Annotated in this window: 4 protein-coding genes and 4 pseudogenes; 5 read left to right on the top strand and 3 right to left on the bottom strand. The window is 66.1% G+C overall.

Annotation, left to right across the window (positions count from 1 at the left end; genetic code table 11):
- Nucleotides 1-237: 237 nt before the first annotated feature.
- Both ACZ6CZ_RS37430 and ACZ6CZ_RS37425 read left to right on the top strand, forming a co-directional pair.
- Nucleotides 238-819, top strand: a pseudogene (locus ACZ6CZ_RS37430) (IS701 family transposase); the annotation flags it as partial.
- 241 nt (nt 820-1,060) lie between these two features.
- Nucleotides 1,061-1,540: a VOC family protein gene (locus ACZ6CZ_RS37425; RefSeq protein WP_469030463.1), complete on the top strand. Its 480-nt coding sequence runs from the start codon at nt 1,061-1,063 to the stop codon at nt 1,538-1,540.
- 216 nt (nt 1,541-1,756) lie between these two features.
- Here ACZ6CZ_RS37425 and ACZ6CZ_RS37420 read toward each other — a convergent pair.
- Nucleotides 1,757-1,988 (bottom strand): annotated as a pseudogene (locus tag ACZ6CZ_RS37420) (IS5/IS1182 family transposase); the annotation flags it as partial.
- A 1,496-nt stretch (nt 1,989-3,484) separates the two neighbouring features.
- Here ACZ6CZ_RS37420 and ACZ6CZ_RS37415 point away from each other — a divergent pair.
- From ACZ6CZ_RS37415 to ACZ6CZ_RS37405, 3 genes and pseudogenes are all read left to right on the top strand, one after another.
- Nucleotides 3,485-4,318: a chymotrypsin family serine protease gene (locus ACZ6CZ_RS37415; RefSeq protein ID WP_469030460.1), complete on the top strand. Its 834-nt coding sequence runs from the start codon at nt 3,485-3,487 to the stop codon at nt 4,316-4,318.
- Between the two features lie 307 nt (nt 4,319-4,625).
- Nucleotides 4,626-6,026: a chymotrypsin family serine protease gene (locus ACZ6CZ_RS37410; RefSeq protein ID WP_469030458.1), complete on the top strand. Its 1,401-nt coding sequence runs from the start codon at nt 4,626-4,628 to the stop codon at nt 6,024-6,026.
- 65 nt (nt 6,027-6,091) lie between these two features.
- Nucleotides 6,092-6,682: pseudogene (locus ACZ6CZ_RS37405) on the top strand (transposase); the annotation flags it as partial.
- Nucleotides 6,683-6,720: 38 nt separating this feature from the next.
- Here ACZ6CZ_RS37405 and ACZ6CZ_RS37400 read toward each other — a convergent pair.
- Both ACZ6CZ_RS37400 and ACZ6CZ_RS37395 read right to left on the bottom strand, forming a co-directional pair.
- Nucleotides 6,721-6,969: a transposase gene (locus ACZ6CZ_RS37400; RefSeq protein WP_469030464.1), complete on the bottom strand. Its 249-nt coding sequence runs from the start codon at nt 6,967-6,969 to the stop codon at nt 6,721-6,723.
- A pseudogene (locus ACZ6CZ_RS37395) lies at nt 6,968-7,073 on the bottom strand (IS5/IS1182 family transposase); the annotation flags it as partial. The gene ACZ6CZ_RS37400 and the pseudogene ACZ6CZ_RS37395, both read right to left, overlap by 2 nt.

Below are 7,073 nucleotides of genomic sequence, written 5' to 3'. Positions count from 1 at the left end.
CTCAACGTCACCGGGATGGACACCTTCCTGCCCGCCTTTCCCAGCGCCGACGCCGCGCTCGCCGCACGCCAGGGCAACCGCACCACCGCCTGAAAGCTTTCGCTCGCCAGGGCGCCAACAGCTGGCTAGCACTGCACGGCCCGGCCTTCCAGCTCCAGCCCTGCCTGATCGACGGCTGCCTCGCTGCCGTCGGCCTGACTATCAACCCACCGACCCCACCCTGAAACCTCAGTAGACATCGGCTACGTGGTGGCGGTGCCCAAGTCCCAGCAGATCAAGTCCCTGGCCGGGATCTGGCGCATCGACCAACTCATCAAGGATGCTCCTGCTGATGCCTGGCAGCGGCTGTCCTGCGGTGACGGGGCGAAGGGTCCACGGGTCTACGACTGGGCCGCGGCCAAGCTACCCGCCAACATCACCTTCGACCCCGACCCGCCAACCCGCCACCCTTGGGTGATGGCCCGCCGCAGCCTGTCAGACCCCGCTGACCTGGCCTATTACCTCGCTTACGCTCCTTCGGGTGTCGAGATCTCCGACCTGGCCCGCATCGCCGGAAGCCGCTGCGCGATCGAGGAATGCTCCCACGCCGCGAAGAACGAATGCGGCATGGACGAGTACGAGGTCCGCCGTTATGTCGACTGGTATCGGCACATCACCCTGGCCATGCTCGCCCATGCCGTCCTGACCGCAATCGCAGCACGAGCCCAGGCCGGCGGCGATGCCGCAAAGGGGGCTGCAGAAACGGATCAGCCTCCGTCCCACTCACCGTGGGCAGAGATACGGCGGCTCCCGGCATTCTCCTGCCCCACCCGCGTGCCCACCGCCCACACACTGAACTGGTCCGCCTGGAGAAGACGCCGCCAGGCCGTCACCCGCCACTGTCATTACCGGAAACGCAGCTCAGGACACGAACCGCTGCTGGAGTACTAAGCTCATCATTGTTGACGAATTGACCCACTGGACGGGGCGACCGGCATGTGCGAGGGACCACGACCGCCGCACCCCGACCACAGCATACCCCCCTCCCCTACGGCGAGCGACAGATCAACAGGAGAAAACAATGACTTCGATCGTTCTCAACTTAGGCCTCGACCACATCGCCCTGCACACCTACGACATCGACGCCACAGCGCGGTTCTACACCGAAGCTCTGCGCTTCCAGTTCCTCCACGAGTGGAGTGCGCCGGAGGCGGGCGTGAAGCGCGCAATTTTCCTCGACGCCGGTGACGACAGGGTGATCGAACTCTTTGACGCCAGCTCTACCCCGCCCGGCGGTTCGGCCAAGGCAATCAACGCAAAATACCGTCCGTGCGACGAGGAGCGTGCCCAGGCTGCCACCCTCGTGCACTTCGCCATCCGAACGGAAGACCCAGCAGCGCTCTTTCAGCGAGCAATTGATGCTGGTGCCCGACCGCTTATTGCTCCAGCGCAGATCGAGACCACGGGAGTCCTCCCCATGACCGTTCAGGTCGCCTTCGTTTACGGCCTGGATGGCGAGGTCATCGAGTTCATTAAACGACCGCACCTACGCCGATCCTGATGCCCGAAGCCCATAGCGACGATACCAAAGCGGTGCTTATCACGCAGGCAGAGAACAATGATCCTGAAATTCAGGCATCCAACGCGGCTGGCTTAAAAGCATCATCTCGCCAGTCGGTTTTCGCTGCGGGCACAAACATGTATCCAGCGCCCGTCAACGCCATTTTCCCAGTGCCTAGAAATCAGGAACGAAGATACTTAGACCGTGTCCTACACGTCAGTTTAGGAGGCGTTTGTGGCAGCAGAGAGTGACTGCCGGCCCGAGAAAGGCCAGGTAATTGCCGGGGTTTTCGCTCATAGCGGTGGTTGAGGCGGCGGTAGCCGGTCAGCCAGGACATGGTGCGCTCGATGACCCGCCTGGCGTCGGCCGAGCCGTTCGCTGGAGTCGATGCCTTACGGGCGATTCGGACGCCGATGTGCTTGCCCCATAACCATCGCCGCAGGTGAGGATGCTTCATCGACCTTAACCCGCCTGGTCTCGAAGCCCTTGAACAAGGCCCAAACCTCCCGCCCTCGCTGACACACCGCCACGACGCCTATCGGCCCAGGACAATCCCGTACTCGCACACGCGGACCACCGGGCCAACAGGCTGCACAAGCTGGCCGCCACTGCCGACGAGTGCTGAACCGACACCGCCTTCCTCATCCCCGCAGATTCCGTGGACACACTGAGCCTTTTCCAACCTGGCCGCCGGGTACGTCGACCATGCCGGCGGGGCGTTCGCGGCGCGGCGGCCGACTGTGGATTTGCTGGTTACAGGCCTGCCACTGGTCGGCGTTGTCGCTGCCCGACACGCCTTTGACCAGCATAGACGTGAGGTTGGAAAAGGCTCAGTGGCTCTCGAGGCCGCAAGGGCCGACTGCGGGCTCTCGACGGGTGGGTGGCCGTCGGCACCCAGGTGGGTCGGCGAGCCCAGGTGGTGGGCAGCCCGACGCCCAGTCGAAGGGGGCAAGGCCAGCAGGGCGCCGGGCGGAGGGTGGATTACCAGACGACAAGCCCGCGACCTGCAAGGACGACAAGAGCGGCAGTGCCACAACGGCAAGCCACGGCAGTCATCCATCAGCTGGCTGACCAGCAACCTCGGATGTCGCGCTCACTGCCACAGTCCTGGCGCCCCATCACTGCCACTTCCTTGGCGCGCACCACATGCCGCACGCTCATTGCGGGCTGCCGCTCGGGGCTATTCGCTCCGCGCGGTGCCGCATTCTGCCTTCCGAATACCCAGCTGCACGCAATCCGAGGAACAGGAGTGGCCTTCAGCCGACCGCGTTCCTGGAATGTGACGGATCGCTCACGCAAGAACGCCCGCTGCGGAGCGAGACGAGAAGAAAATACTCAACCAGCGCCGCCGGCGGGGGATAGCTTTTTACCCGACGTCAGCTCGAATTGGAACACTGCTCGGAACGGAGCTCTCCCCGTGAAGATCGGGAACAAGGCCCGCCTGGCCGCCGCGGCCGCCATGACGGCCGCCGCCCTCGCCTCTGCCGCACTGCCCGCCCACGCTGCGGACGAGGACAAGACCACCACCGAGACCTACCAGATCCCGGACCCGGTGCCGGGAGGCTTCGTCTCCTGGGATGAGCTGATGACGGTGCAGAACATGCTCGACGCCCGCGCGGATGCGATCACGGCCGCCGCGAAGGCCGATCCGGCCGACGACCACCTCGGCAACATCACCGTCTCCGCCCCCGCCCACCGCATCGACGTGTACTGGAAGGGCACCATGCCCTCCACCGTCACCGCCCTGCTCACCGGCCTGCCTGCCGGCAACACCGTTCAGGTCCACGACGCCCCCTACACCCGCACCGAACTCCAGCAGGCCACCGACAGTTTCACACCCAGACACCCGCCGCCGACGGCACCCGCATCGTCAGCATCACCCCCAACGAACACGCCGACGGCCTCACCATCGGCATCACCGGCAACACCACCACCGCCCGCCAGATGGAAACCATCCTCGGCTCCACCATCCCCACCACCATCACCCCCGACCAAGAAGCCCAGCAGATCGGCCTGGACTGGAACCGCGACCACGACATCCCCTCCTACTTCGGCGGCGGCTGGTGGTACATCCATGAAAACGGCTTCGGCGAAAGCGGCTGCACCACCGGCTTCGCCGTCACCCACACCGACCCCATCGACCACATCACCCGCAACGAAATGCTCACCGCTGAACACTGCAAGATGGAGGGCAGTTCCGGCGAGTACGTCACCGAGATGCGCAACGGACAGGACGGCGTGAACACCGCCTTCCGTGACGGCGCAAGCGTCGTCCACGACTGGGCGCGCTACAAGCCCGCCAGCTCCAGCACCAGCTTCAGCAACGCCATCTTCCGCGGCCCCGTCGGCTCCAAGATCGCAAGCCCCACCAAGGGCTCCTACGGCACCTACCAGGGCAACTACATCTGCACCGGCGGCGCCATGACCGGCGAACACTGCATGCTCAAGGTCAACGCCGTCAACGTGACCAAGTGGTTTGACGAAAACAACGTCTGGCGCCGTGGCCTCGCCGACGCCTCCCCCGAGAACAACACCACCGCCGTCGCCGCCGGCAAGGGCGACAGCGGCGGCCCCGCTTTCGGCCCCCTCGGCGCCAGCAACGCCGACGGCGTCATCGCCAAGGGCATCCTCAGCTACGGCTCTTACCAGGTCACCTGCGGATACACCAAGTACGACAACGGCACCTGGTTCGAGAAGACCCCCTGCTACAACCACGTCGGCTTCATCCCCATCACCACCGTCCTCGAAGAAACCGGCGACACCCTCATCACCGGCTGACCCCCTACCTCACACCAGGGCCAACTTGACCAGACGGCCGCAAGTCGGCACCCACGCCACTATCACCGGCCGCCAGGTTGTGTCCCGTGAAGTGGTGCAGCAGTGGACGACCCCGGCCCGCACCGGACCCACCAGCCCGGCCAGACGGCCAACCCGGCCTCGATGCAAGCCCTGCACCGAACCCTCCGTCCGGTACGGCAAACCGGCCCTACCGGCATGTCACCCAAGCCTGACTGCCCCTCACCGGCCGGGCAGCCCCCCGGCCGCCCGACACCCCATCCCTTCTCGAAAGGACTCGTGTTCCTCCATGTCCGTCCGTAGACGACTCGCCGTTGTTGCCGCCGCGATCGCGATCGCCAGCCCGGTCTGCACCGCCATCGCCGGCCCCGCCTCCGCTGGCACCGTACTGACCGCGACCGCGGCCAGTGACAAGCTCGCCGGTGTCCCGTGGGGCTCCACCGCGGTTCCGCCGGGCGGCCTGCCCGCCGGTTTCACCTCCTGGGAGCCAATCATGGCCGCCCAGGCCAAGCTCGACCGCCTCGCCGACCAGATCACCGCCGCCGACGCCACCCTAGCCGCCCCTGGCCTCGGCTCGCTCACCGTCGACCCCGCCAAGTCCACCCTGCACCTGTACTGGCACGGCACCGTCCCCGCTCCCATCACCACCCTCCTCGCCGGTGCCGGCGCACAGGGCCTCACCGCTCAGGTCCACCCCGCCGCCTACGCCGCCGCTGAGCTGGCCGCCGCACAGACGAAGATCGCCGCCACCATCGACACCCAGGACCCTGCGGCCGCCACCCGCATCACCCTCGTCGGCACCCTCCCCGACGCCTCCGGCCTGCGCGTGTCCATCAACAACACCAACGAAGAGCAGGCACGCGCCCTGCCCGCCCTCCAGAACACCACCATCCCCGTCACCATCGAAACCGGCGTCAACCCCGTCAAAGACACTGGCACCCCCGGTGCCACCCCCGTCCTGCCCACAAACAGCAACACCTCCTCCGCCCTGCCCGCCGGCCTCGACCGCTGGCACGACACCGCCCCCCACTGGGCCGGCGCCCGCCTCGTCAACCAGAACAACAGCGCGACCTGCACCAGCGGCTTCGGCATCGCCGACAAGACCACCGGCCTCAAGCGCCTGCTCACCGCCGCCCACTGCTCCAGCGTCGGCGACCAGTGGAAGACCTGGGGCGGCACCGCTGTCGGCCCCACCGCCAAGACCGACGGCACCACCGATGTCGCCTCCATCGACACCAGCGCGCAGGGCTACATGTGGAACGGTTCCGCGACCGACCCCGCCAACCAGTACTACACCCAGATCACCGGCTCCGAGCAGAACCACCTCGGCGACTATGTCTGCTCCAGCGGCTCTATGAGCGGCAGCATGTGCGGCATCGTGGTTAGAGGCCTCAACGAAATGATCGGCGGTCACCTCTACATGACCCGCGTTGAGCAGCTCTTGTTGAACTCCCAAGGCGGTAAGGGCGACAGTGGCGGCCCCCTCGTCGCCGTGTCCGCCGACGGCAAGACCGCCAAAGCACGCGGCATCTACAGCGCCCACGACAACGCCACCGACGTCGCCTGCGAGGGCGTCCAGTCCGAAGTGGGCACCGACGGCAAGATCTACCAGCGCACCTGCGGCTGGCGCGGCTGGTATGGCAGCGCCACCGTCGCCGAACTCAACTTCGGCACCATCCTCAACGGCTAATCCAGCCCTGCAGACGCGGGACCGTAAAACGATCGGTGTAACTCCTGATCAAGGAAGATGCATCGATGACCAGCGACAACGTGACCGAGGCCGAGTCTGTAGAGGCCGTTGAGCCGCAGCCGGCAAAGGCGGTGGACGACCAGCTCATCGACGAGTTGGTCGGCCGGGCCCAGGCCGAGGGCCTGCAGCTGACCGGCGAGGGCGGGCTGCTCCAGCAGCTGACCAAGCGGCTCCTGGAGTCCGCCCTCGAAGGCGAGATCACCGGCCACCTCGGCTATGACAAGCACGACCCTGCCGGGAAGAACGGCGGCAACAGCCGCAACGGGACCCGGGCCAAGACCGTACTGACAGACGTAGGCCCGGTCGAGATAGCCGTGCCCCGCGACCGCGAGGGCAGCTTCGAGCCGAAGATCGTCAAGAAACGGCAGAAGCGCCTGTCCGGCGTGGACGAGATGATGATCTAGCTGTCCGCGAAGGGCCTAATGACCGGTGAGGTCCAGGCCCATCTGGCCCAGGTCTATGGCGCCGAGGTCTCCCGCCAGGCCATCTCTACGATCACCGACAAGGTCATCGACGGCATGGCCGAGTAGCAGAACCGGCCCCTCGACCCGGTCTATCCGGTGATCTTCATCGACGCGATCCACGTGAAGATCCGGGTTCTGTCGACGATCTTGTGATCCGGTTTGGTTGTGGCTCATCGTGTGAGCAGGACGCGTTTGCGAAGAAGATCGAGGCCGGCGCCGCCGAACATCTGGCGTTTCAGCATTTTCAGTCGGTCGATGTTGTCCTCGACGGCACCGGAGCTGTGGGGCAGCGACAGTCCGTTGCGGACGGCGTCGAAGTCGCGGCGGAGGTTGCGGGCGAAGCCCGCAAGCGGAGCCAGGCTGTCCTGTTCGACGTCAGTGATCCACTCTTCGAGGCGGTCGCCGTGGCGGCCGGTCATCATCTCGGCGTCCGGGTGTCAGGAGGACAGCGAGGGGCCGGCATCGTCCGTCGGCTGCGAGGTGGATCTTGGTGGTGAAGCCGCCGCGGGAGCGTCCCAGGCAC

The sequence above is a fragment of the Streptomyces sp. NPDC041135 genome, assembly GCF_055592085.1.
The sequence above is the reverse complement of the archived record's forward strand: the minus strand, read 5'-3'. Positions and strand labels throughout refer to the sequence as shown.

Excerpts from the sequence above, each read along its gene's own strand:
- ACZ6CZ_RS37425 (WP_469030463.1), top strand. The coding sequence starts at position 1,061 with ATGACTTCGATCGTTCTCAACTTAGGCCTCGACCACATCGCCCTGCAC.
- ACZ6CZ_RS37410 (WP_469030458.1), top strand. The coding sequence starts at position 4,626 with ATGTCCGTCCGTAGACGACTCGCCGTTGTTGCCGCCGCGATCGCGATC.
- ACZ6CZ_RS37415 (WP_469030460.1), top strand. The coding sequence starts at position 3,485 with ATGGAAACCATCCTCGGCTCCACCATCCCCACCACCATCACCCCCGAC.
- ACZ6CZ_RS37400 (WP_469030464.1), bottom strand. The coding sequence starts at position 6,969 with ATGACCGGCCGCCACGGCGACCGCCTCGAAGAGTGGATCACTGACGTC.